The sequence below is a fragment of the Marinomonas sp. KMM3893 genome (assembly GCF_004352855.1).
Classification (GTDB): domain Bacteria; phylum Pseudomonadota; class Gammaproteobacteria; order Pseudomonadales; family Marinomonadaceae; genus Marinomonas; species Marinomonas arenicola.
The window spans coordinates 480127-502133 of sequence record NZ_SJSC01000003.1 but is presented as its reverse complement, the minus strand read 5'-3'; the positions used below and the strand labels follow the sequence as shown (position 1 = coordinate 502133).

At 46.5% G+C, this 22007-nt stretch carries 22 protein-coding genes and 1 tRNA gene; 10 read left to right on the top strand and 13 right to left on the bottom strand.

Translation table 11 applies throughout. The features are described 5' to 3' along the window. Positions 1 to 72: 72 nt before the first annotated feature. A complete protein-coding gene (gene rsgA, locus E0D71_RS10210; RefSeq protein ID WP_133003203.1) occupies positions 73 to 1107 on the top strand; it encodes a small ribosomal subunit biogenesis GTPase RsgA in 1035 nt (344 codons plus the stop codon). A gap of 48 nt (positions 1108 to 1155) precedes the next feature. Here the strand turns inward: rsgA and E0D71_RS10205 are convergent, their stop codons facing one another. Both E0D71_RS10205 and motA read right to left on the bottom strand, forming a co-directional pair. Then, complete coding sequence (locus E0D71_RS10205) at positions 1156 to 2061, bottom strand: flagellar motor protein MotB (RefSeq protein WP_133003202.1); 906 nt, start codon at positions 2059 to 2061, stop codon at positions 1156 to 1158. 34 nt (positions 2062 to 2095) lie between these two features. After that, on the bottom strand, positions 2096 to 2950 hold the full coding sequence (gene motA / locus E0D71_RS10200) for a flagellar motor stator protein MotA (RefSeq protein ID WP_133003201.1): 855 nt from the start codon (positions 2948 to 2950) through the stop codon (positions 2096 to 2098). 82 nt (positions 2951 to 3032) lie between these two features. Between motA and E0D71_RS10195 the strand changes: the two genes are divergently transcribed. Further along, the gene (locus E0D71_RS10195; protein WP_243712014.1) at positions 3033 to 4529 is read left to right on the top strand and encodes an HDOD domain-containing protein; all 1497 of its coding nucleotides are present in this window, start codon (positions 3033 to 3035) and stop codon (positions 4527 to 4529) included. A 14-nt stretch (positions 4530 to 4543) separates the two neighbouring features. Further along, positions 4544 to 5398: an archaetidylserine decarboxylase gene (gene asd, locus E0D71_RS10190; protein WP_133003200.1), complete on the top strand. Its 855-nt coding sequence runs from the start codon at positions 4544 to 4546 to the stop codon at positions 5396 to 5398. Positions 5399 to 5539: 141 nt separating this feature from the next. On the opposite strand, the gene secF is transcribed toward asd, so the two are convergent. The 5 genes from secF to queA form a co-directional block, all read right to left on the bottom strand. Next, on the bottom strand, positions 5540 to 6454 hold the full coding sequence (gene secF / locus E0D71_RS10185) for a protein translocase subunit SecF (RefSeq protein WP_133003199.1): 915 nt from the start codon (positions 6452 to 6454) through the stop codon (positions 5540 to 5542). 10 nt (positions 6455 to 6464) lie between these two features. Then, positions 6465 to 8315 (bottom strand): protein translocase subunit SecD, encoded by a 1851-nt coding sequence (secD, locus tag E0D71_RS10180; protein WP_133003198.1) that lies wholly within the window; start codon positions 8313 to 8315, stop codon positions 6465 to 6467. A 76-nt stretch (positions 8316 to 8391) separates the two neighbouring features. After that, positions 8392 to 8718, bottom strand: coding sequence for a preprotein translocase subunit YajC (gene yajC, locus E0D71_RS10175; protein WP_133003197.1), 327 nt, complete (start codon positions 8716 to 8718; stop codon positions 8392 to 8394). Positions 8719 to 8789: 71 nt separating this feature from the next. Next, positions 8790 to 9908 (bottom strand): tRNA guanosine(34) transglycosylase Tgt, encoded by a 1119-nt coding sequence (gene tgt, locus E0D71_RS10170; protein ID WP_207923373.1) that lies wholly within the window; start codon positions 9906 to 9908, stop codon positions 8790 to 8792. A gap of 32 nt (positions 9909 to 9940) precedes the next feature. Continuing rightward, the gene (gene queA, locus E0D71_RS10165) at positions 9941 to 11002 is read right to left on the bottom strand and encodes a tRNA preQ1(34) S-adenosylmethionine ribosyltransferase-isomerase QueA (RefSeq protein WP_133003195.1); all 1062 of its coding nucleotides are present in this window, start codon (positions 11000 to 11002) and stop codon (positions 9941 to 9943) included. Between the two features lie 160 nt (positions 11003 to 11162). Here queA and E0D71_RS10160 point away from each other — a divergent pair. Beyond that, a tRNA-Leu gene (locus E0D71_RS10160) sits at positions 11163 to 11247 on the top strand. An 85-nt stretch (positions 11248 to 11332) separates the two neighbouring features. Continuing rightward, on the top strand, positions 11333 to 11539 hold the full coding sequence (locus tag E0D71_RS10155) for a DUF2986 domain-containing protein (protein ID WP_133003194.1): 207 nt from the start codon (positions 11333 to 11335) through the stop codon (positions 11537 to 11539). 44 nt (positions 11540 to 11583) lie between these two features. Here the strand turns inward: E0D71_RS10155 and E0D71_RS10150 are convergent, their stop codons facing one another. Beyond that, on the bottom strand, positions 11584 to 12396 hold the full coding sequence (locus tag E0D71_RS10150) for a helix-turn-helix transcriptional regulator (RefSeq protein ID WP_133003193.1): 813 nt from the start codon (positions 12394 to 12396) through the stop codon (positions 11584 to 11586). Between the two features lie 217 nt (positions 12397 to 12613). Here E0D71_RS10150 and E0D71_RS10145 point away from each other — a divergent pair, with 217 nt between their 5' ends. From E0D71_RS10145 to E0D71_RS10135, 3 genes are all read left to right on the top strand, one after another. Further along, the gene (locus E0D71_RS10145) at positions 12614 to 14038 is read left to right on the top strand and encodes an alanine/glycine:cation symporter family protein (protein WP_133003192.1); all 1425 of its coding nucleotides are present in this window, start codon (positions 12614 to 12616) and stop codon (positions 14036 to 14038) included. A 65-nt stretch (positions 14039 to 14103) separates the two neighbouring features. Beyond that, complete coding sequence (locus E0D71_RS10140; RefSeq protein ID WP_133003191.1) at positions 14104 to 15507, top strand: aspartate ammonia-lyase; 1404 nt, start codon at positions 14104 to 14106, stop codon at positions 15505 to 15507. After that, positions 15504 to 16532 (top strand): asparaginase, encoded by a 1029-nt coding sequence (locus E0D71_RS10135; RefSeq protein WP_133003190.1) that lies wholly within the window; start codon positions 15504 to 15506, stop codon positions 16530 to 16532. Before E0D71_RS10140 ends, E0D71_RS10135 begins: the two co-directional genes overlap by 4 nt. 95 nt (positions 16533 to 16627) lie before the next feature. On the opposite strand, the gene E0D71_RS10130 is transcribed toward E0D71_RS10135, so the two are convergent. Beyond that, positions 16628 to 17512, bottom strand: coding sequence for a DMT family transporter (locus E0D71_RS10130; RefSeq protein ID WP_133003189.1), 885 nt, complete (start codon positions 17510 to 17512; stop codon positions 16628 to 16630). A gap of 185 nt (positions 17513 to 17697) precedes the next feature. Continuing rightward, positions 17698 to 18606 carry a sensor domain-containing diguanylate cyclase gene (locus E0D71_RS10125; RefSeq protein ID WP_133003188.1) on the bottom strand — a complete coding sequence of 303 codons (909 nt, stop codon included), beginning with the start codon at positions 18604 to 18606 and terminating at the stop codon, positions 17698 to 17700. 282 nt (positions 18607 to 18888) lie between these two features. On the opposite strand from E0D71_RS10125, the gene E0D71_RS10120 reads away from it, so the two are divergent. Further along, positions 18889 to 19671 carry a class III extradiol ring-cleavage dioxygenase gene (locus E0D71_RS10120; protein ID WP_133003187.1) on the top strand — a complete coding sequence of 261 codons (783 nt, stop codon included), beginning with the start codon at positions 18889 to 18891 and terminating at the stop codon, positions 19669 to 19671. Positions 19672 to 19701: 30 nt separating this feature from the next. Here the strand turns inward: E0D71_RS10120 and E0D71_RS10115 are convergent, their stop codons facing one another. The 3 genes from E0D71_RS10115 to E0D71_RS10105 form a co-directional block, all read right to left on the bottom strand. Next, positions 19702 to 20007: a hypothetical protein gene (locus E0D71_RS10115; protein WP_133003186.1), complete on the bottom strand. Its 306-nt coding sequence runs from the start codon at positions 20005 to 20007 to the stop codon at positions 19702 to 19704. Between the two features lie 62 nt (positions 20008 to 20069). After that, the gene (locus tag E0D71_RS10110; RefSeq protein ID WP_133003185.1) at positions 20070 to 20363 is read right to left on the bottom strand and encodes a putative quinol monooxygenase; all 294 of its coding nucleotides are present in this window, start codon (positions 20361 to 20363) and stop codon (positions 20070 to 20072) included. A gap of 535 nt (positions 20364 to 20898) precedes the next feature. Further along, positions 20899 to 21420 (bottom strand): NAD(P)H-dependent oxidoreductase, encoded by a 522-nt coding sequence (locus E0D71_RS10105; protein ID WP_133003184.1) that lies wholly within the window; start codon positions 21418 to 21420, stop codon positions 20899 to 20901. A 70-nt stretch (positions 21421 to 21490) separates the two neighbouring features. On the opposite strand from E0D71_RS10105, the gene E0D71_RS10100 reads away from it, so the two are divergent. After that, positions 21491 to 21925, top strand: a complete 435-nt coding sequence (locus E0D71_RS10100) for a GtrA family protein (protein ID WP_133003183.1) — start codon at positions 21491 to 21493, stop codon at positions 21923 to 21925. The last annotated feature ends 82 nt before the right edge of the window (positions 21926 to 22007 follow it).

Sequence of the window (22007 nt, the reverse complement as noted above, 5' to 3'; positions counted from 1 at the left end):
TCGTCCAAATCCTTTATTATCAATGCTAAGCATTATACTCTATGCCCCTTACTATATGACCAGTCGAATCTAATGTCGAAGCGAAAACTAACCAAACAACAAACTTGGCGAATTGAAAGAATTCAAAAAGAACGCGTAGAACGCACACAAAAGCGCGATGAGCGCGCCGAAGAGGTCTTACAGTCTTCAGATCTTGGCCCAGAGACAAGCGGAATTATCTTGTCGCACTTTGGCACCCAGGTGGAAGTTGAGGGTATCCAAGAACCTTTCATAGGCGTCGCGACACGCTGTAATTTGCGCGCCAATCTAGGCCAGCTCGTTACTGGCGACAAGGTGATTTGGCGTCCAAAACAGAACGAAGGCGGTGTTGTGGTTGCGACCACCCCTCGCGTTACCTCCCTGTCTCGTCCGGACATGCACGGCCGACTCAAACCCGTGGCCGCCAACATAGACCACATTGTCATTGTGATTGCCGTTGAACCAGAAGCGCACGCGAACCTGATCGACCGCTATTTGGTCGCCGCAGAAACAGTGGGCATTCCACCGGTTATCTTGCTCAACAAAAGCGACCTGATCAACGAGAAAAACAAAGCTGGGCTCGACACACTAATGAGCACCTACGAGAAGCTCGGCTACCAAATCATTCGCACGTCAATTTCCAATCAAGCTGGCATGGAATCCCTATACGATTTTATGCAAAACAAAACCAGCGTCTTTGTTGGTCAGTCTGGAGTGGGGAAATCCTCTTTAATCAGCACATTGCTGCCTGGCGTGGACATCACGGTCGGGGAATTGTCGCAAAAAAGAAAGAAAGGCGTTCACACCACAACGGCGGCTCGCCTATTCCACATGCCTAAAGGGGGAGATCTTATCGACTCACCTGGTATCCGGGAATTTGGCTTGTGGCATATTTCAGAAGACGAATTGTTAAATGGTTTCATTGAGTTTCGTCCGCACATTGGCTATTGCCGATTTAGAGACTGTGCCCATGAAAAAGAGCCTGGCTGCGCTATTCTAGAAGCCCTTGAAAAAGGCGAAATAGAGCAACACCGCTTCGAAAGCTACCTAAGAATCAAGCAGTCCATCCGAGACAATAACGCCTTCTAAACGAAGGCGTTATGCTTTATCACCCAGCACTCCCAAGCAACCCTCTGCTTAGAAAACAGACTCAGGCGACAACTTCAAATCTGCTTGCTTAATCGTTGGGCCGTAATTCAGCTCATTGCGCTTTAACAAGGTTTTATAAGCGGAATCGGTCAGCAATGTAATGCTAATACGACGGTTTTCTGGGCTATTTGGGTCCACTCGATTGTACGGCACCGTATCAGACAAACCGATTACTTGCGCCACTCGACGATCCTCCACTCCGCCTTCTTCCAAGATTTTTCTGGCGGCATTGGCTCGACGCGAAGACAAATCCCAGTTATCCAATCCATTACCACCAAATTTTACCGAATCCGTATGCCCAGTGATCGTAATAGGATTACTCACCTTGGCAAAAATAGGCGCCATACTCAGCAAGATGTTTTCAAAGTCTGGAATAAACTGCGCACTGCCGCGCTCAAACATTGGCTTATCTGGATCATCCAACAAGGTAATCCGCACCCCTTGAGGGGTAATTTCAATGCGAATATTGTTCATTAAGGCGTTGCTTAAATTCATATTTTTAAGATCAGCCTGCAGCGTTCGATTCATTTCCTCCAGCTCTTTCTGACTGTCGTCTTTGGCTTTTTCTGTCTGCTTATTCAGCTCTTTTGTACTTCCTGGGTCAGGTAAATCAAGGTCCAACTTCTTTTCCGTACTTTTTGCCGGACTGCCGCCTAAATCAATCGGCTCAGCACTAAAGCCTGACTTTGACTGCCCAAGAGGGTCGTTAAAATAACCTTGAATCACCACCAACTCTTGAGGAGAGGCAACGTTGATCACCCACAACACCAAGAAAAAAGCCATCATGGCCAACGCAAAATCCGCTAAGGCTATTTTCCAAGCCCCACCATGATGACCGCCTTTTTTGACTTTTTTTACGCGACGAATAATGATGTCGCCAGAACCTACCGCCATAAAACAGCCTCCACTTCCATCAACCGCGATGCACTCATCGGTACTGTTTCAATTGGTCAGACAGCTCAATAAAGCTTGGTCTCATTTCTGGCGGCAATAACTTACGGCCGGTTTCAGCAGCAACCGGTGGCGCGTAACCTGACACAACAGAAATCAAGCACGACTTAATGCACAAGTAGGCTTTTAACTCATGAGCCCCTAAATTTTCCAAATGCGCAGAAGCTGGGCCAATAAACCCATAAGCAAAGAAAATACCCAAAAAGGTTCCCACCAACGCCGCCGCCACATGGTTGCCTATTTCAGTCATAGGGCCGCCAATCGACCCCATGGTAATGACAATCCCCAACACCGCGGCCACAATACCAAACCCAGGTAAGGCCTCCGCCACTCGATTCACCGCATGACTCGGCGCCAACAGCTCTTCACCAATTTGCTCGATCTCAGAATCCATAATCGCTTCAAGCTCATAAGCAGGAAGCCCAGTTAGCGTGAATATGCGGTAATTATCGGTTAAGAAGTTCACTATCTCGTGATCCCTCAACACATCAGGAAAGCGAGCAAATAATTCACTCGTGAAAGGCGACTCAATATCATCCTCAATGGCCAAGAAGCCATCTTGACGGCTTTTCTGAAACAAAGAATAGATCAACCCCAAAAGCTGGAGATAAAATGTTTTATTATGACGGCTCCCGGTAATCACCTGAGGCGCCATAGAAAGTACTTTTTTCTGCAAGGAGAAAGGGTTCGCCATCATGAATGCACCCAAAGCGGCACCACAAATGATGAGAATTTCAAACGGCTGCCATAGAACAGCCATATTACCGTGCGATGCTAGATAGCCACTTACTACACTGATAATAACAATCAGCATGCCCGCTAACGCAAACATATATTCTTCCTTAATATGACAAAGTATGCTCTTTAATAAATATACAGTATGATTAATGGAATCAAGTATTTTAGAGCTTTTAATGCAGCGACCTATGAAAGACAAGTCACCTTACGGCCTCAACAAATGGCTACGTTTTCTTAAGGATCACAAGCTACCTGTTAGGTCCGAAAACTTAGCGAGCTTAAAGAAACACATATCGCATCCAGATGCTACCATTGAAAACCTACAAACAAAAATCAAACGAGAGCCACTTGTCGCCTTTGCTCTGCTTAATCAAGCAAACAAAATCATCCCAAACAAACGCGGCGAGATAAAAAACCCTTATCACGCAGGCTCCATGCTTGGCATGAACGGCATCAAGCAGAGCTTTACAGACCTGTCGCCCTACACACACTCTAACAGCAATCCAGCCCACGTCGCCTTCTTGCAAGAGATACAAACCAGCTACGAAGCCGCTGGCATCGCCAATCGCTGGGCCAGCGGAAAAAGCACCGAGCACGAAGAGATCTTTTGGATAACTTTTTTTAGAAACACACCGCGCTGGTTAATGTGGTTTTTTGCCTACCCTGTCATGGAACGCCTACAAAGCAAACTTGCCGCAGGCGAAAACGCCGCCCAAGCAGAAATAAGCGTACTCGGCTGTCGGATTGATGAAATCACCGTGCACATGTGCAAATACTGGAACGCGCCTCGCGCTATTATAGAGTCTTTTCTAACCAGCCATGTGCCCAGCAACGAAGAGCTCAAAACATTAGCAAGGCTCAGCCACACCCCCGATCAGCTTCCAGGTTTTATCGAAGACAAACGACTAACGATCTTAGCAAACAGCCCGTTAATGTTTGTTTATTGTGCCAACAAGCTCATCCAAGAGGCGTTATTGCACGGCTGGCAAGGCAACACGCTGCATTTTTACTACCGAGTGATTGCCACCATCACCCACGATTACTTAGGCAAAGCAATCCAGAACGCCCATCTAGGTTGTGCTGAGGCCGCGACCCTTTATCTACACACCGCCAAAGTGCCACTTGCCTGTCAGCTATTATCGCCCACTCTGTACTCACCAGTTCGCACTAAAAAAGCAGCGCCTGCTCACATTCCTAGGTCTGCAATGGATAAGCTCAAAACACAACTGAGCAATCCGGCGTTAAAAACAAAAGAAAAACTGAATCTAGCCCTTAAAACCATTAAACTCACCATACCCAATGCCCAGCAGGCTATTTTACTCAAGCACACCGACGGTAAAATCAGCCCCGCCATGCAATATGGGCAAGACGTTAGCATCATCAAAAATGTAAAATGGAACATGCCATCGTCACTGTTTAAAAAAATGATCCAAAAACGTTCTGCTATTCACTGCCAAGGAAGCACATTGTCGGACTTGATAAACGACCTTCCTTATCTAGCAGACAGCCTTATTGATCAAAATGGCCATTTAATACTCGCGTCCACACCGATATCAGAAACGGAAACTGGCATTTTTTGGCTAACCACATCGAATGGCTTCAACGATAAAGATTATTCAAATTTAAAAAAGATTGTGATGCTGATTAGCCACAACCCAAGAAAGACACTTTAGACTAGGAAAAACTTGTGACCAAAGATCAACTTTTTGCGTTCGCGCAACAAATAACACCTCAAAAAACCCTTTCCAGAGTGATAGGAAAAATTGCAGAATGCGAAACATCTTGGGTTAAGAACACCTTCATTACTCAATTTATTAAAAAATACCAAGTAGACATGTCTCAAGCGATCAACAGTGATCCACTGTCTTATCGCAATTTTAATGATTTCTTCACCCGCGCAATTCGCCCTGAGCTTCGCCCTATCAGTGAAGAAAGCAACAGCATTGCCTGCCCGGCTGACGGCGCTATCAGCCAGCTTGGCAACATCGAGCATGGCACCATATTGCAAGCCAAAGGTCATCACTACAGCCTAACAAGCTTATTGGGTGGCGATGCCGCTTTGTCCGATCAATTTCTAGGCGGCTCTTTTGCAACCGTGTATTTGTCGCCAAAAGACTACCACCGCGTGCACATGCCTCTAACAGGCAAACTCACCAAGATGATCCACATCCCTGGCAAGCTGTTCTCTGTCAACAAGGTAACGGCTGAGCAGATACCCAGCGTTTTCGCTCGTAACGAACGCACCGTATGCCTATTTGATACCGAAGCAGGCCCCATGGCCGTGATTCTTGTGGGCGCCATGATAGTGGCCAGCATAGAGACCGTCTGGGCAGGCCAAGTCACCCCTTTTAACAAAAATGTGGTGACTTGGGATTACAGCGCCCTTAATGACGTAGTGATTAAGAAAGGCGAAGAAATGAGCCGCTTTAAGCTAGGCTCTACGGCCATTGTATTATTTGGCAAAGACGCCGTGAACTGGGAAGAAAGCCTGCAAGCAGAAACCCCAACCACCATGGGCATGCCATTTGGCACCATCAAATAAGCCATTGACGCTGCGACACTAGATTTTAGACAATAAAAAGCCTGCAATAAGCAGGCTTTTTTTGACTCTCAAACAGGATAACCTTGAAATAGGCTGCCTTGAAAACAAGCGTCGCGGCACAGTGTCCGCAACGCAGTAATGCTATGGCAACTCGTCTTCTAACTGCTCTTTTGGTGCAGGAATAAGATCTTCTCGGGTTACCTTCATCGTGAGTAGCAAGTTCGCCGCCACAAAGATAGAAGAGTACGTACCGATAAGAATACCGAACAAGAGCGCTAGCGAGAAGTTATGAATCGACTCGCCACCGTAGAAGAACAACACAAACAAGGTAAACAAGGTGGTTAAGGACGTGATAATAGTACGTCCCAGCGTTTGGTTGATCGATAAGTTAATCAAGTCATAAGGCTTGATGTCACGCAGAATACGGAAGTTTTCCCGAATCCGGTCACAGACCACAATGGTGTCATTCAACGAGTAACCAATCAGCGCAAGAATCGCCGCCAATACGGTTAAATCGAATTCGTAACCGAACAAAGAGAAGAAACCCAATGTAATGGTCACATCGTGAACCAAGGCAATCACCGATGCCAATGAGAACTTAAACTGGAAACGCACCGCAACGTAAATCATCACGATCAACAGCGCCAGCAACATACCTAAGCCGCCCTGCTCTCGTAACTCTTCACCCACTTGCGCACCCACAAACTCAGAACGCTTCAAAGACACAGACACATTGCCGTTGTCTTCAAGAGTAGACAATACCTGACCACCCAGTTCTGGCGTGTAAGCATTTGCCATGCGCACAACAACATCCGTTGGTGAACCAAAGTTCTGCACAACAACGTCACTGTAGCCGCCTTTATCCAGCAGACCACGCACCTCATCAAGTTGCGGTGCTTGCTGATAAGACACCTCAATCAAGGTACCGCCGGTAAAGTCCAAACCAAACTTAATACCCTTGGTCGCCAAAGAGGCAATAGAAATAAGGATCAGCGTAATCGAGAACAAGGCCACGACTTTACGCATCGCCATAAATGGAATTTTTGTCACTTTCATGGCTTTCTCCTTAAATGTACAGTTTCTTGTTAGCACGTCCGCCGTAAACAAGATTAACTTGTGCACGCGTCACGACAATCGCCGTAAACATGGACGTAAGAATACCCAGCGACAAAGTAACCGCGAAGCCTTTCACTGACCCAGTACCGACGGCGAACAAGATAATCGCCACCAACAAGGTCGTAATGTTGGCATCAAAGATGGTCGTAAAGGCACGGTTAAAGCCGGAATGAATCGCCTGATGACTCGGGGTTCCGCTCGCCAACTCCTCTTTGATCCTAGAGAATATGAGCACGTTGGCGTCCACCGCCATCCCCATGGTCAGCACGATACCTGCAATCCCCGGAAGCGTTAACGTTGCCCCTAGAACCGACATACAAGCGAGCAATAAAACCACGTTCAAGATCAAAGAAACGTTCGCAAACAAACCAAACAGTCGGTAATACGCCAACATAAACAGCATCACAACCAACAAACCAATCTGCGCAGAAACCATACCTAAATGAATGTTTTCAGCACCCAAGCTTGGCCCAATGGTACGCTCTTCTACGAAGTAAATTGGCGCCGCCAACGCACCCGCTCGAAGCAGCAATGCCAACTCAGACGATTCGCGTGAACTATCAAGACCAGTAATCCTGAACGAATTACCCAAGGTGGTTTGGATGGTCGCTAAAGAAATGATGCCTTTTTCACTGTAGCTCTTACGAACTTCTTTCAGTTTGCCATCTGTTTTAACAAAGCGAACCCGTGATTTGTGCTCAATGAAGACAACCGCCATGTTACGACCCACTGCCGCACGCGTGACTTTCGCCATCTTCTGACCACCCTTAGAATCCAAGCTAATGTTCACTTGAGGACGACCATTTTCATCAAAAGAAGAGCTCGCATCAGACACGCTATCACCAGTGATAATAATGTCTCTGTCTAAACGCGCCGTACGGCCACTGCCATTACGGAAGTTCAAGGTTTCAACATCGCCACCCTTATCATCCAATCCAGCTTCCAGATGGAACTCAAGGTTGGCGGTCGCACCGATAATACGTTTTGCTGTTGCAGTATCTTGCACACCAGGCAATTCCACTACAATACGATCGCTACCCTGACGCTGCACCAACGGCTCAGCCACACCCAACTCGTTAACACGGTTACGTAATGTGGTTAAGTTCTGCTGGATCGCATAAGACTCGATGCTTTTACGTGACGCATCTGTAAAGCCTGCGTCCAAGTAGAAGTCCGAACCGTCTTGGCGCGTACTGTAAACGTACTCATTGAATTGATCTTTCAACAGCGACTCTGCTTTATCAAGATCCGCCTCTTGCAAGAAACGAATTGAGAGCACGCCATTGTCAATGCTGACACTGCGGTAACGAACACGTTCCTTACGCAACGCTGCTTTCATTTCACTGGAAGCCACGTCCAGCTTCTGCTTAAGCGCCGCTGGCATATCAACCTGAAGCAAGAAATGCACACCGCCACGTAAGTCTAAGCCAAGTTTCGCAGGACCCGCACCAATAGACGACAGCCAATCTGGCGTCGTTGGAACAAGGTTCAATGCCGTCACATAACCATCACCTAACGCAGCAGCCACAACTGGCTTAGCCGCTAATTGGTCCTCACCACTATTGAAGCGCAAGGTACCACCAGCAGAGGTCAGCTCTGCTTTTTTCAAATTTATATGGGCGTCAGAAAGCGCCTCTCTTGCTTTTTCTAATGTGCGCTCATCAACGACAGTCGTTGTTTTTTGAGTGGAAATTTGCAACGCCGGATCATCCGGATACAAGTTGGGTACGGCGTAGATAACCCCTAACGCCAATACAAGAAGAATTAGCAAATACTTCCACAAGGGGTACTTGTTGAGCATGAAAAATCCCTTACACCTAAAATTAAGACAAACTAAAATAAGAAAAGCGCCTAAGAAAGGCGCTTTTCAGGGAAGGTTAGATGGATTTCAACGTCCCTTTAGGTAGCACAGCCGCTACTGAAGACTTTTGGAACTTCATCTCGATGTTCTCAGCAACTTCTAGTACAACGTAGTTATCATCTACACGAGATACTTTACCTAGTACGCCGCCGCCTGTTACCACTTCCGTTCCTTTTGCCAAAGAAGCAATCAAGTTTTTATGCTCTTTAGTACGTTTTGCTTGTGGGCGCCACATAAGGAAATAAAAGATAACGACAAAGCCGCCAAGCAACACTAGGTTGAAAATGCCAGCACTAGCTGGTGCTGCATCTGCCGCGTACGCGGATGAGATCAATGAGATCATGGTGTTAAACTCTCCAATGGTTTATGAAACTGTGGGCCACTCTTTTATGAGCAGCCATTATAAATTGATTATTATTCACTCAAAGGTGGCGTTTCCATGCCACGCTTCGCATAAAACTCATCAACAAAGGCGTCAAATCTACCTTCATCGAGCGCTTGACGCAATCCCGCCATAAGCGTTTGGTAATACCTTAAGTTATGAATCGTGTTCAATTGAGCACCGACCATTTCCTGACACTTATCCAAATGATGTAAATAAGACCGAGAAAAGTTTTTACAAGTGTAACAATCACATTCTTTATCTAATGGGGCTGTATCGTGACGATTTGAGGCATTACGAATGCGCACAACGCCATCAGAAGTGAACAAATGGCCATTACGCGCATTACGCGTTGGCATCACGCAATCGAACATATCGACACCGCGACGCACACCTTCCACCAAATCTTCTGGCTTACCAACCCCCATCAAATAGCGTGGCTTGTCTTCTGGCATTTTCGGCGTCACATAATCCAACACCTTCATCATTTCGTCTTTTGGCTCACCCACTGACAAACCGCCAATGGCATAACCATCAAAGCCGATGTCTACCAAGCCTTCTAAGGATTCATCGCGAAGGTTTTCGTACATGCTGCCCTGAATAATACCGAACAACGCCGATGGGCTGTCGCCATGTTCTTTCTTCGAACGCTGCGCCCAACGCAGACTCATGCGCATGGAATCCGCAGCACGCTCAGGCGTCGCAGGATAAGGTGTACATTCGTCGAAAATCATCACAATGTCAGAGCCTAAATCTTTTTGCACCTGCATGGAAATTTCAGGGCTCAAAAAGACTTTAGACCCATTAATTGGAGAACGGAAACTCACCCCTTCTTCGGTAATCTTACGCATCTCACCCAAAGAGAAAACCTGAAAACCACCGGAATCCGTTAGAATCGGTTTTTTCCATTGAGTAAAGTCATGCAAGTCACCGTGCGCCTTCACCACTTCAGTGCCTGGGCGCAACCAAAGGTGAAACGTGTTACCTAAAATAATATCGGCACCAATTTCTTCAATGTCTTTGGTCAACATCCCTTTTACGGTACCGTAAGTACCTACCGGCATAAACGCTGGCGTTTCCACTTTACCTCGAGGAAAAGTCAGCGTTGCACGACGCGCCTTACCTGATGTTGTGTGAAGGTCAAAGTCCATAAAACATTCTGGACGCTTATCTGACATACGTCTTATTCCTCACTCTGCGGGCCTTTGGCCTGCTCATTTCGCGTAATAAACATGGCATCGCCATAACTAAAAAAGCGATATTCATTTTCGACAGCCGACTGATACGCCGCCATCACGTGATCGTAACCAGCAAACGCACTGATTAACATAATAAGCGTTGATTCTGGCAGGTGGAAATTCGTCACCATGCAATCAACGGTTTTAAACTGGTAGCCTGGGTAGATAAAAATACTGGTGTCGTCTTTCATCGCCTGAAGCTCACCGCTTTGGCTGGCCGACTCCAAACTTCGCACACTTGTCGTTCCCACCGCAATCACTCGACCGCCGCGGGCTTTGGTTGCCCTTACTTGCTCAACAACGCTGTCTTCCACTTCCACATACTCAGCGTGCATGATGTGATCTTTCACATCCTCCACTTTGACAGGCTGAAAAGTGCCTGCCCCTACGTGCAAGGTAACAAAAGCCGTCTCAACCCCTTTGGCTTTGAGCTGCTCTAATAAGGCTTCATCAAAATGCAATCCTGCCGTCGGTGCTGCCACAGCGCCAGGCTTTTGATTGTAAACCGTCTGATAGCGCTCTTGGTCGCTGTCTTCGTCAGGACGCTCTATATAAGGCGGCAATGGCATATGCCCTATGCGCGCCAACACATCCAAAACCGGCTCAGCGAACGAGACGCGAAACAAAGGCCCTGATCGATCGACCATCACCGCTTCGATGGCTTCGCCTTTGTCTTGCCCAAGAATCAACTTGTTGCCAGGCTTTGGTGATTTACTGGCTCGAATGTGCGCGAGGGCTTCTTTCTCGCCCACGATACGCTCAATCAATATTTCAATTTTGCCGCCGGACTCTTTTTGTCCGAACACGCGCGCAGGAATAACCCGCGTATTATTAAAGACCATTAAGTCGCCAGGGCGAACCAAGTCTAGAATATTAGGAAACTGCAAATGCGCCAGATCCCCACTCACCCCATCAAGGTGCAGCAATCGGCTCGCGGTTCTATCCGGCATCGGATAGGTAGCAATTAGTTTTTCTGGTAAGTCAAAGTGGTAATCAGAAACTCGCATGATAAAGAAAACGACCTAGAAAAAATGACCCAGCATTTTAGCGAATTTCCACCGAAAAAGGTACGACCATAAAGAAATACCTGAAACATAATCAAAAAAAGGCGAAGTGAGTGTTGACAGGAGATTTATTTCATATAAGATACGCCTCACCTTTTTCAAGGCCAGTGTGGTGGAATTGGTAGACACGACGGATTCAAAATCCGTTGCCTTCGGGTGTGGCGGTTCGAGTCCGCCTACTGGTACCAACATAAAAAGCCCTGATCTTCGATCAGGGCTTTTTTTTCGTTCCTTAATGGAATGTTCAATAATCATGCATTAGGAACCTGCACTATGAATCGTCGCAAAAAAATCAAAGACATCTATGATAAGCGCATGAAACAAGCCAATCTGAAGGTGAATCCGAAGAAAGCCAAAGCCAAGTACATTTCGAAAGCGGAAAGAGCGAAGCTGGAAGCGGAAAGCGCGGCAATCAGAAATGGCGAAGTAGAAAACACAGAAAGCCAAACAACAGAAGCGACTGACGACAACCAAGCCTAGTCGCTCCTGTTTATTATTTTTCCTGCCTTTTCACAAAAGACAAACTAAAAACGTGCCCGGAAATGCCATTCATCGGGCGCCATTTGGTTTTTAATAGACTGACGAATCCCATAATCAATCTCCGCACTGTCTTTGTCGTACAAACCACACAGTTTTAGCGCATTATAATGGTCCACTTGCAGCCCAAGGTACTCATACACCACGCGGGCGCAGCATGGCATTCTCTCGCCACTCCCTGATACTCCCAAGCGCAAACCATTTAAACGATCGACCCGATTCTTAAACGAAGGGAACAAAATCGTTTGCGTCATCTCCACACCGGTTAACGACTCGTAATCCATCAAGAAAATGCGATCAGAAAGAAACTGCACCATCCCCTTATAAAGGTTATGAAACGGCTTGCTCCGACCTTCTTCTAACAAGCGTTCCGTTCTTTGATAAAACGCTTTACCATCGCGTTCTTCAATGCAGATCAAGGTACGCAATATATTCCCTGGGTGCGCCATCGAAAAATAGTACTCGTAATAGTACCCGTAATACTTTTCTAGGCCACCTTGACCTAGCTCACTCAGCTTATCCAGATGCGCCACTTCAACCGAAGTACGACTGCCCTGTACTTGCGACGCCGGTCGCATTTGCACCAACTGTAAAAACTGATGATGTGGCAACACAATCTCGTGATGTTCGACCCCAAAAAACTCACAAAAGCGACGCATGGTGTTTGCCGAAGGTCGATTTGTACCGCTTAAATAGCGATTAAACTGAGGCCGATTAATGCCCAACCGACGACACACTTCCGACGTCGATTTGTAATAACTGCATAACAATCGCAAGTTATCTTTAAAGTCATCACTCATAACCAATTTTACTCTCCCCAAATTTAGGGCGCCCATTCTAAAGCAAAAAAAACCAAAGCCGAACCTAAGAATAGTGCAAGTTGAATCCTTATTAGCATCAACTAGCGTCAAATAGTAACAAGTCACAAACTATCTAACAGGCATCAGCTCTTGTTCAATTAGCCCTCGCTGAATTTGAATAAAAATAGTTTATACATTCCTTTATAGGAGCACACACATGCTTTCCCTTCTAAGCGATCTTTTATGGAGTAAAATCCTAATAGCCGTTCTTATTGGACTGGGTCTCTGGTTCACTCTGGCCTCTCGTTTTATCCAGTTTCGTTACTTCGGTAAAATGTTCTCAATCCTAACGGCTCGTCATCATGAAACAGACGGTCATTTAAGTTCTTTCCAAGCACTAATCCTGTCTGTTGCTGGTCGTGTTGGCGGCGGTAACATTGCCGGTGTTGCGGTTGCGATTACCTTAGGTGGCCCTGGCGCGATCTTTTGGATGTGGGTGGTTGGCCTAATGGGCATGGCAACCAGCTTCATCGAGTGTACCTTAGCGCAAATTTACAAAAAGGCAGAGCCTGATGGCACTTACCGTGGCGGTCCTGCTTATTACATCGAAAAAGGCCTTGGTACAAAATGGAAATGGCTTGCCGTTATTTACTCCATCTTGCTATTAGCGACCTTTGGTATTGCGTTCGTCGCATTGCAATCTTACGCTGTCGCCAACTCCCTTAAAGACGCATTTGGCATCCCGCTTTCTTACAGCGGCATTGGTTTGGCCATTGTGGTTGGGATGATTATTTTTGGTGGCGTAAAACGCATTGCAAAAGTTGCGGAAGTACTGGTGCCCGTCATGGCTGGCGGCTACTTGTTGATCGCGCTTGTGGTCTTAGCAATGAACATCACCGCCATTCCTGACACCCTAATGATGATTGTAAAAAGTGCCTTTGGCATAGGCCCTGCTATTGGCGGTGGCGTCGGCGCGGCCATTTTGATGGGTGTAAAACGCGGACTGTTCTCCAACGAAGCCGGTCTAGGCAGCGCGCCAAACGTGGCGGCGGTTGCTTATGTTCCTCACCCTGCTAGCCAAGGTGTGGTGCAAGCCTTCTCCGTGTTCATTGACACCATCCTATTATGTACATGTACTGCGCTGATCATTCTTTTAGGCACAGCCTATGATCCAAGCACTGTCTCTGCGGCTGATGGCATTGCATTAACACAAGCGTCCTTGGCCACTCACATTGGTGAAACCGGCCGAATTTTTGTCAGTATTGCTCTATTACTGTTTAGCTTCAGTACCGTTTTGTACAACTACTACCTAGGCGAAAACAGCTTAAGCTACCTAACCAAAGACAAGAACAATCCTTGGTTAATGAATGGCTTTCGCGTATTGATCCTTTTCCTATGCTGTATTGGCGCCGTATTAAACCTAGGCACAGTATTCTCTTTTGCCGACTTGACCATGGGCTTACTGGCACTGGCTAACTTGCTAGCACTGGCGCTTTTGTTCAAAAAAGCACGATCTGTTACCAAGGATTACGACGACCAAGTCAAAGCAGGGGTTGCACAGCCAAGCTTTGACTCTGCGAAATTCCCTGAGCTGGATCTGGATAAAGACGCTTGGCCTGAAATCAACAAAAGTACGAAGTAATACCCCCATACCACACCTTAATTTCTAAGGTGTGGTTCTCTTTTTCGGTAATGAGGACTAGAAAAATGACGACACGCTCTGAATACGATTTACTTGGCAATATGGACGTTCCCGCTGATGCTTTGTATGGCATCCAGACTCAGCGTGCGGCACAGAACTTCTCTATTACCGGCGTTCCTATTTCACACTTTCCTGAGTTAATTAAAGCGCTCGCAATGGTCAAAGCCGCTGCCGCTCGTACTAACCAAGAAATGAACTTACTGTCTGCGGAAAAAGCCGACGCCATCGTCTTTGCTTGTCAGGATTTAATCCAAGGCGATCACCACGATCAATTTATTGTGGACGTTATTCAAGGCGGCGCAGGCACATCAACGAACATGAACGCCAATGAAGTCATCGCCAACATTGCCTTGGGCAAACTGGGCCATGAAAAAGGCGAATACAAATACCTTCACCCAAATGACGATGTAAACCGCTCACAGTCCACCAACGACGCTTACCCAACAGCGGCATGCCTTGGCATTCAATTTGCTGCCGATAACTTTGTGCCTAGCCTAGCGTCCCTTAAAGAAGCACTAGAAGAAAAAGGCAGAGAGTTCGCACACATTGTCAAAATGGGCCGTACTCAACTGCAAGACGCGGTACCAATGACACTGGGCCAAGAATTCGACGCCTTTGCGGTAACACTTGGTGAAGACATCGACCGCATCAGCGAAGCCTGCGCCCTACTTTGTGAAGTAAACCTTGGTGGTACCGCGATTGGTACAGGTATCAACACCACTGAAGGCTACGCTAAATTGGTCGTTGAGAAACTGGCGACGATTTCAGCCAAACCATTGGTGCCTGCAAGTAACCTAGTGGAAGCAACCTCCGACATGGGCGCTTTTGTGTTCTTCTCTGGCATCTTAAAACGCCTCGCGATTAAGCTAAGCAAAATGAGCAACGACCTACGCTTGCTTTCTAGTGGACCTCGCACCGGTCTTGGTGAAATCAATCTTCCTGCCATGCAACCTGGCTCTTCTATCATGCCAGGTAAAGTAAACCCGGTGATTCCAGAAGCCATGAACCAGACTGCGTATCAAGTTATCGCCTCTGATCTGGCGGTCACACTGGCTGCCGAAGCGGGTCAATTGCAGCTCAACGCAATGGAACCTATGATCATTTATAACTTGCTCAACTCATTGAAAATGCTGAAAGAAGCCTGCCATATGATGGAACATCGCTGCATTCGAGGCATTAAAGCCAACGAAAGCATCTGTGCTGGGCATGTTGAAAATAGCATAGGTATTATTACTGCACTTGTTCCTCATATCGGCTACGCTAATGCGTCTCGCATTGCTAATACCGCCCTCAATACAGGCAGCACGGTCAGAGCATTAGTGATTGAAGAGAACCTGTTGTCAGAAGAGCAGCTAAACACGCTTTTAGACCCGAAATCCATGCTATCTCCTAGTAAGGTTGGCGTATGAAATCTCAAGTTTTAATTCTCTATACCGGTGGCACCATCGGTATGGTACAGACAGACCAGGGCTTAGCCCCTGCGTCTGGCTTACAAGAACGCATTGAAATGGCGATGGGCGCAAGCTTGCCAGACTTACCAAGCTTTGAGGTACTTGAGCTCTCCCCCTTAATCGACAGTGCGAACATCACGCCGAGCAGTTGGACCAAGTTGGTGACCACCCTAGCCACTCATTGGCAGGATTACGATGGTTTTATCATTCTTCATGGCACAGACACCATGGCTTACACCACCTCTGCCTTGTCTTTTATGCTGGGTGCGTGCGATAAAAATGTCCTAGTCACAGGTTCACAAATACCGCTCGGCATGAACCGCAGCGATGCAACCAGTAACTTGCAAGCAGCCTTATCTTTGGCGTGCAGCCACCCAATCACAGACGTCAGTCTGGTATTTGATGGCAAGCTGATGCGCGGCAATCGCGTTCAAAAAGTCAGCAGCGGACGTTTCAAAGCTTTCGCCACCCCCAATGATGAGTTACTCGGTGAAATTGCCATCGACATGCAATTGCACTCCGAGCGCATGCTCGATAAGCCACAAGAGGCAAATCCGCAACCTCTCTCAGAAAGAGCTTTGACCTTCAAAGAAGGCGCGGTGGCCGTATTGACACTTCATCCGAGCCAGCCAATCTCTATGTACCGAAGCTTGTTAGACGATGAGAATTGCCAAGCTATTGTCTTGATGACGTACGGCGCGGGCAACGTACCGGACCAAAACAGCGCATTTTTGGACTTCTTGAGCGAAACCTTGTTGCGCAAAAAAGTCGTGGTTAATCTAACCCAGTGCTTGCATGGTGGTGTTTCACAAGGGGCTTATGCCGCCGGTTCCATACTGTCCACCATGAAGGTGTTGAGTGGCTATGACATGACGCTAGAAGCCGCCTTTTGCAAACTGCATTTCCTATTGGCACAAGGCAATGATTACCAAGCCATTTTAGAAAAATGGGACACCAATCTCTGCAACGAGTTTACCGTTTAATCCGTTAATCTAAAACGCATTAAAAAAGGGTTTGAAGGCAATCTTCAAACCCTTTTTTTGTACTTCACCAGTAGCATAAATGCCCAGCACCAAGATCAAACGGTGGCGGCGGTCACCAAGATAACGCTGATCACTATCATAGCCCCACCAAACCATTGACGCGCGGTAATTCTCTCTGAGAATCGGTATTTGGAGTAATACAAGGTACCTAAAATCTCCAGCTGCCCCAAGGTTTTCACCATGGCAGGATTGACCAAAGAAAAGGCTGTAAACCAACCAATAGACCCCAGACCGCTTAGCATACCCACCTTAAAACTTAATCCGGCATTCTGCTTAAACGGAGCGCATAGATTTCGTGTTTTCACGATTTGCAAAGCGCACAAAATCCCTGACTGTAGCAGTAACACGTACAAAAGCGTGACCCCTGCACTGGTCATAATAGAACCTTTTAAAGAGTGACTTGCCATCGACGCCATCACAGAAGTGATCGCAAAACAAAGACCGCTCCCTAAGCCAAACATCAAGGAAGCGTCTTGATGTACATTGGCTAAATTTTTCCATTTAATGCTCATGACCAATGCTCCGAAGACGCCGAAGGCGATCCCCCACCATGCCATCGCCGACAGCCCATAATGCAAAAGAGGCAAACCAATTAGCGCCGCCAGCACCGCCTCTGTCTTAGCCAATAAGGTCCCAAGCGCAAAGCTGCCCGACTGAAAAACACGCAACATAAAATAGGTCGCCATAATCTGCGCGAGTGCACAGACACTGGCCACGATAAAGAAGATCGATCCGGTTGGCAGCGAAACCGATCCAAACACCAAAATACAGACTAATAAGTACGCTGCCACCAAGGGCAAAGCGTAAAGAGAACGCGCCATGGTTGCGTGTAGAAAACCCGACTCGCGCGCTAACGTATTTTGATGAGCGGTACGAACAGACTGGCACGCCGCCGCAAACAAAGTGATAAAGATCCACATAAAACAAGGCATTCCTGAAGAGAAAATAAAATCGGCTAAGCATGACGCCAGAAAGGAAATTTGTAAAAGGAATTAGCCACATTAATTGGCCAAATAAGAGGGATATTGCTGTCTAATGCGGCATAGTCACACCTGATCGAAAAAAATAGACATCCGCAGGTCACAAAAAATAGAAACACCGCCCTTTAACCAACCATGGTTCTATTTTTACCGCCTCGCTTCGCCTGATATAACGCATCGTCTGCACGCTTTAATGCCATTTCATAAGACGTATCTGTGGCCAATATTTCTGCAATACCAATACTCACGCCAATAATAGAGGCAAGGCTTTTTGCAAAAAAGCGATTAAAATGAGCCTCACAACGCTCATGCAATAAATCCGCAAAGACCATCGCTTGCTCTAATTCCACATTAGGCAAAGCAACAACAAATTCATCGCCACCAAAACGACAGGCTATCGCATCGCCATTCAGTCCCGCACGGCAAATATGGCCAATCGCCATGATGACTTCATCGCCCACATAATGGCCTAAGGTATCGTTAATAGTTTTCAGGTTATCAAGATCAAATGCGACAATCGATGTCGGAATAAACTGCTCTTGCGCGGCTTTATAATGGCTTATTAGGTCCCGTTCGAGTCGCCTGCGATTAAATAAGCCCGTCAATTGATCTGTATCACTCAGTTCTCGCAGCTTAGCTTCCATATCGTGCCGTTCGGTAATATTGCTCGCCATCCAAAGCACTACCTCCTCGCCATCCACCAAGAAATCGAGTTTTTGAATGCGCCCTTCAAACCAAATTGGGTTCAGCGGCCCGTCTTCAACATCCGTATTCACTTCTTTAATGCTGAGTTCATACTCCCTAATCAAAAGCGCTTCGGTTTCTAACGCCAGTTCAATTTGCTCTAAAAACCACGCGGCCTTATCAGCCGACACCATGTCAGCAATACGCAGCCCCATCAAGCCCTCACTGCTGTGATAATAACGCTCGTCATGACCTCCAAATACAGCCACGTATTTACCACTTCGCGATAACACAAAAGCAGGGTCTGGTAAGGCCTCTAACACCATCGCCATCTGCTCGATACTAATCATACTTCTACTCCATAGAAAGATTATTGATACACGATTGCAGATACAGCGTTTGACAATCTATTTAAATGCCTAATGATAACCCATTACATTTAGCGCGTGATGATGAAAAGCACAAGCCTAAGCTGCTTATCAGGAGAAAATAACCGTCTAAATTAACAACAAATCGTTGTCAATAATTCAACAGCAGAGCAATTTATCTTCAATCAGATAAGCAATACCATGTCCGCATCATGATCGCACACAATGCGATCGTCCACAGTATATCTATAAAGAGACTTTAGAATGACCCAGCAGCCAACGCTTTTTATCTCTCATGGCTCTCCAATGATGGCTTCAGAAGTCAGTGACACTTCTGTGTTTTTGAGCCAACTAGGGCAAGAATTAACGACCCCCAAAGCGATTGTTGTTTTTTCTGCCCACTTTGATCTGAGCGCCGACATCGTTATTACTTCCGGCCAACACCCTGAAACGATCCATGACTTTTACGGTTTTCCTAAGGCGCTTTATAGCATTCAATATAAAGCGCCAGGCGCGCCTCTATTGGCTCAGGAAATTGCGTCTTATTTTGAAAAGGCTGGCTTAAACCCAATATTAGACAGCACACAAGGCTGGGATCATGGGGTCTGGATTCCCCTTAGATTGATGTACCCAAAGGCCAATATTCCTATCGTGCAAATTTCGATTAACAGTCGCTTAGGTACACAGCAGAATTACCTTTATGGTCAGCTCGTTGCGGCATTAAAAAACGATAACATTTTGATCATTGGGTCTGGCGGCGTTAGTCATAATTTAAAAGAAGTATTTAACCGTAAGCCGACCGAAAACCGCGTAGCCATGGTGACCAGCTTCACGGATTGGGTACATGAAAAACTGGTTAACAAAGACCTTGATGCCCTATTGAATTATGAAGAAGAAGCGCCTTTTGCACGCTTTAATCACCCTACTCCAGAGCATTTTTTGCCGTTAATTGCGGCGCTAGGCAGCAGTGACTTAAGCAAGGTAGAGCGCCTTCATAGCACGGTTGAAAGAGAAGTACTGGCTCTAGACACTTACCTATTCGCATAAGAGCTCAGAAAAGAATCGCCCGCAGCCCGATCATACTTCGGGCTTTAAAAACACCAGACAATAAATTACGTACAGCGCCACCACGCCCCACGGTACGGCATACCACCAAAAGCTGGCAACCGAGCCGCCTTTCCAATATTGAACCAACACAATAATGGCCGTAATAACAAAGGACAGCGGCAAAACAAAAAAAGAGGAACTTAATACCTGATCGTCAAAAGGCGTCAATGCATGATGCTGAGCCACTGCACCACCGGCAAAGATGCTCGCAATGACCATGTAACCGCCCAGCCCCAGCTGCACAAATGTCCCTATAACTACCCACATTAACGGCATGATTGATCCTTAGAAAAAGCGCGATTTCATGATGTTTTTTGTATTATCAAAGTGACATATTTCTACACCACATCCAAGCGCAACACCTTAGTCGGGCCCGCTCGAAACGAAGGCGTCAACTTGCTGGCTTCTTTCATATGCGGCGTTTCATGATGCGCATGCCAAGCGGCTTCACTGGCCCAACGTTCAGTCAGAACAAGCTGGTTCTCGTTGTCAGACACTCGATGAAGCTCGTATTCAAAGCAACCGTCCTCTGCTAGCACTAACGGCTTTAGCCTGTTAAAAAGGCGAACCTGCTGTTCTGCTTTCCCAGCTTGCACCTCTATCAAGACAACCAGTTTCACTTCCTTATCCATTTCAAACCTCTTTTTTAATGTCCCATTGCCGCCAGCTATCGCCATGCGTTAGGCCTCGCACAAAAAGCACCTTTCTTTTGTAGAAAATCCAACAAGGCTGTTTCTAAACATAAATTTACGCGATTTAACGGTCAAAGCAAGCAGCCTGTCACACCGGATATCGATGCGCTTTTCAAACAACAGATTCTCAAATAAATATATTTTAAGCGTCACCCGATTCTCTATATCGCTTCTTCAAAAATAGGCACATACTGATTTTGTTGCGCATAGAGAAATTCAAACCGCACAACAAGCGCCCTCAGGTTGGCTCAAACTGACTTCAGGTTTATTCAGTTTACAACGAGTGAAACGATTATGAGTAAGGGTCAAAACAGCAAAAAAGATTCCAAAAAGAAACCTCTGTTAACCGCCAAAGAGAAAAAGGCCGCAAAGATCACGAAGAAATCCACCATTACTAGCGTGCTGCATAGCTAAGCCGTATTCAGAGCTAAAAATCCAACTCTAGAGTTGGATTTTTTACGTGACAAATACACTATTACGCAGAAGCTTTTGCCATCAATGCCACCAAAGACTGCTTCAGCTCGTCATCCACAATATCACCGTCTTTCATAACATCGTAAAAAGAAGGAACGCTTAAGCTGCCTAATACATTCGCTTGGAAAAACGGCAAGTTATTTAACGCAAGCGCCAACACACTTTTCGCCCCACCAGGCCCAGGAGAAGTGGATAACGCAATAACAGGTTTATTTTGATAAACCTTAGTCACCAAGCGCGACGCCCAATCAAAGGTGTTTTTATAGGCCGCGGTATAACAACCATTGTGCTCAGCAAAAGACACCACCAGCAAATCCGCTTCGGCGATCTCATCCAAGAAGGCCTGAGCTTCGCTGGGAACACCAAATTCTTTTTCACTGTCTTCGCTGAACAGCGGCATAGCAAAGTCATTCAAATCCAACACTGTGACGGTCGCGCCTTCTATTAAGCCTGCAGCATAAGTTGCCAGCGTTTTGTTTATTGACTGCGCGCTCGAACTTGCACCGAATGCCAATACTTTCATGGTTGTTCTCCTTGTTTGGGTTAGCGTTTTGTTCACTTTTTTTTGATGGTACTATTTTTACACTGATTTGATGATTCAGACTATCCTTCAAAAACCTTTTGTTCGTTTTGCCATTGTTGGCAGTATTGGCTTTCTCGTTGATCTCACTTGCATGATCCTGCTTTCCCTTTGGCTATCGCCGATGCTAGCAAGAACGGGCTCATTTTGGATTGCGGCAACCTCTAACTGGGCATGGAATCGACATTTTACTTTCCGCCATGCCAACACCATGAGCCCTAAAGAAACACTGCAACAATGGGGACATTTTCTTTTTTGTTCAGGGCTGTCTTTTATTCCTAATTGGGGATGCTATTACTTTTTGATGAAGTTTGTATTACCTGACTCTCACACCCATTCTCTGCTGTGGCCTTATATCGCCATGGTGCCTGGCATCGTCTTGGGGTTGTTTTTAAATTATGCTTTTTCTCGATTTTGGGTGTTCAATCGCAAGCCTGCCTGCCCTTAGGCACAAAAAAAAGACCACTGATGAGCGGCCTTTTGTACAATGAATTATCCGTGCTTGATTTCCTTAAGAGATCCTAGCTTAG